The organism is Sulfitobacter sp. HI0129, from assembly GCF_001635395.1.
In the GTDB taxonomy this organism is placed as follows: Bacteria; Pseudomonadota; Alphaproteobacteria; order Rhodobacterales; family Rhodobacteraceae; genus Sulfitobacter.
The window spans coordinates 1-3,324 of record NZ_LWGH01000356.1; the positions used below are offsets into that span (position 1 = coordinate 1).

A 3,324-nucleotide genomic window follows, 5' to 3' on the forward strand; every position below is an offset into this window, starting at 1 on the left:
TCTTGTCCCTCTGGCAGAGGTGGCGCCGGACTGGGTGCATCCGCTCACCGGCCTGACCGTAAGGCAGATGCTGGCCCGCCTGTCCAAGGATGACATCGACGGTGTGACCGCCTTGGAATAGGTGCTTGTAAACCGCTGGAAAGGGGCCTAGATACACTCATTCCAGCAACATCTGATCTATTGGAGCATCCCATGGCCCGCGTCACCGTCGAAGATTGTGTGGACAAGGTTCCCAACCGATTCGAACTCGTCATGCTGGCCGCGCACCGCGCCCGCGAAATTTCCGCAGGCTCCGCCGTGACCGTCGATCGTGACAATGACAAGAATCCCGTCGTTTCCCTGCGCGAGATCGCCGAGGAAACTCAAAGCGCAGACGAACTGCGCGAGCGTCTGATCGAAAGCAATCAGAGCCAGATCGAAGTCGACGAACCCGAAGAAGACGCGATGGCGCTTCTCATGGGGGCGGAACAGGACAAGCCTGAAGAAGACAGCATGTCCGAAGAGATGCTGCTTCGGCAACTCATGGCGGCGCAGGGGCAGGGCTGACGCCTTCCCCCGCCGGGGTCAGAGGCGGATGGCATGAGCAGCGCCGATATCACGGCTGACGATCTGATCACGCTGGTTCAGGCCTACAACCCGAAATCCAACGAAGCGTTGATTCGCGGTGCATTCGACTATGGCCGCGAAATGCATGAGGGCCAGTTCCGGCATTCGGGCGAGCCCTATTTTACGCATCCCGTCGCCGTCGCGGCGATCCTGACCGAGCAGCAGCTCGACGATGCGACGATCATTACAGCCCTGCTGCATGATACCATCGAGGATACGAAAGCCTCCTACGCGGAGGTGCAGGCGATCTTCGGCACGGAGGTCGCCGAACTCGTCGATGGTGTCACCAAGCTGACGAACCTGCAGCTCAATTCCACCGAAACCAAGCAGGCCGAGAACTTCCGCAAGCTGTTCATGGCCATGTCCAAGGACCTGCGGGTCATCCTCGTGAAGCTGGCCGACCGGCTGCACAACATGCGCACCATCAAGTCCATGCGCCCGGACAAGCAGTTGCAGAAGGCGCGTGAGACCATGGATATCTATGCCCCGCTGGCGGGACGCATGGGTATGCAGTGGATGCGGGAGGAGTTGGAGGATCTCGCCTTCAGGGTGATCAACCCCGAGGGCCGCGCAAGCATCATCCGCCGCTTCATCACCCTACAACGCGAAACCGGCGATGTGATCCAGCGCATCACAGGCGACATGCGGGTGGAACTGGAAAAGGCGGAGATCGAGGCGGAGGTCTTCGGACGGGCAAAGAAACCCTATTCCATCTGGCGCAAGATGCAGGAAAAGGATCAGTCGTTTTCCCGCCTGTCGGACATCTACGGTTTTCGCATCATCACTGACAGCGAAGAGGATTGCTATCGCGCGCTGGGCGCGATTCACCGGCGCTGGCGCGCGGTGCCGGGGCGGTTCAAGGACTACATCAGCCAACCGAAGACCAACGGCTACCGGTCGATCCATACCACCGTGTCCGGTCGGGACGGAAAGCGGGTGGAGGTGCAGATCCGCACCCGGCAAATGCACGACGTGGCAGAAACCGGGGTGGCGGCCCACTGGTCCTATCGGGACGGCGTGCGTTCGCGGAACCCATTTGCGGTCGATCCGGCTAAATGGATTGCCCAACTGACCGAACAATTCGACGCCGAAGAGGATCACGAGGATTTCCTCGAAGCTGTCAAGCTGGAGATGTACGCCGACCAGGTCTTCTGCTTTACCCCGAAAGGTGATGTGGTCAAATTGCCGCGGGGCGCCACGCCTATCGACTTTGCCTATGCGATCCATACGCGTATCGGCAACACCTGCACCGGGGCCAAGATCGACGGGATGCGCGTGCCCTTGTGGACGCGGGTCAAGAACGGCCAGTCGATCGAGATCATCACCGCACAGGGCCAGACGCCGCAGGCAACCTGGCTGGACATCGCCACCACGGGGAAGGCGAAGGCCGCGATCCGGCGCTCGCTGAGAGAGGTCGACCGTGCGCGTTTCATCAAGCTGGGGCAGGAACTGGCGCGCGCGGCCTTCGATCACGTGGACAAGAAGGTTACCGACAAGGTGCTGCGCACGGCGGCACGGCATCTGCGGCTGGATTCCCCCGATGAAGTGCTCGCCCGGCTGGGCAGTTCGGAGCTTACAAGCAGCGAAGTGGTGCAATCCGTCTATCCGGACCTCGCGCCGCGCTCATCCGACCAGATCGATTCCCGGCGCGCGGTCATCGGTCTTGAACAGGGCCAGTCGTTTGACAGGGCGCCCTGCTGCGAACCGCTGCCGGGGGAACGGATCGTCGGCATCACCTTCCGGGGCAAGGGGGTGACCGTCCACGCCATCGACTGCGAAAGACTGTCGGCCTACGAGGATCAGCCGCAGCGCTGGCTGGACCTGCGTTGGCACGATGGGAACCATCCGCCCGTCTACGGTGCCACGCTCGATCTGACGATGGGCAACGGCGCGGGCGTTCTGGGGCGGGTCTGCACCTTGATCGGCGAGACCTCCGCCAATATCTCCGATTTGGAATTCGTAGAACGCAAACCCGACTTTTACCGCCTGTTGATCCATGTCGAACTGAGGGATGTAGAACATCTTCATTCCCTCATGCTGACCCTCGAAGCCGAAGGCGACGTGGCCGCTATCAGCAGGTATCGCAACCCGGACCCCGGCCCCGGCCTTACACGGCCATCGGATGCAGGGGTTCTCAGCCCGCCGCTGGACGCCTGACTTGATTTTCAAACGCCGTGATCCAAAGCCGACATTGCGCGCATTGGCAGAGTTTCTCTGGCCCCGCGGCGGATGGGCGCGTGCCTTTCACTACGTGAAACACCGGATGCGCCGTCTGCCGGACAGCCCGGAGCGGATCGCCCGCGGGATATGGGCCGGCATATTCACATCATTCACGCCGTTCTTTGGCCTTCATTTCATCATCGCCGCGCTCATCGCGCGCATGATGCGCGGCAATATGCTTGCAGCGCTGATGGGCACATTCTTCGGCAATCCGCTGACATATCTGCCGATCGGTCTTTCGGCGCTGGCCACGGGGCATTGGGTGTTGGGCACTCAAGTTGACGCCAACGAACACCGCTCATTCGGAGAGAAGTTCATCGACGCGGGCCGCGATCTTCAGGACAATTTCGTCGCGCTCTTCAGCGGTGCGCCTCAGGACTGGTCGCATCTGGCGGTTTTCTTTGACGAAGTTTTCTATCCCTACCTGATCGGTGGCATCCTGCCGGGAATAATCAGCGCCACCGTGGCATATTATCTGTCCGTACCGGTGCTTCGGGC

At 61.1% G+C, this 3,324-nt stretch carries 2 protein-coding genes and 1 pseudogene; all 3 read left to right on the forward strand.

Going from position 1 to position 3,324, the window contains the following annotated elements; genetic code table 11:
- Positions 1-192: 192 nt before the first annotated feature.
- On the forward strand, positions 193-546 hold the full coding sequence (gene rpoZ / locus A3764_RS08995) for a DNA-directed RNA polymerase subunit omega (RefSeq protein ID WP_067924982.1): 354 nt from the start codon (positions 193-195) through the stop codon (positions 544-546).
- Between the two features lie 72 nt (positions 547-618).
- A pseudogene (locus A3764_RS09000) lies at positions 619-2,763 on the forward strand (RelA/SpoT family protein).
- A gap of 1 nt (position 2,764) precedes the next feature.
- A partial coding sequence (locus A3764_RS09005) for a DUF2062 domain-containing protein (RefSeq protein ID WP_067951504.1) occupies positions 2,765-3,324 on the forward strand: 560 nt, incomplete at its 3' end.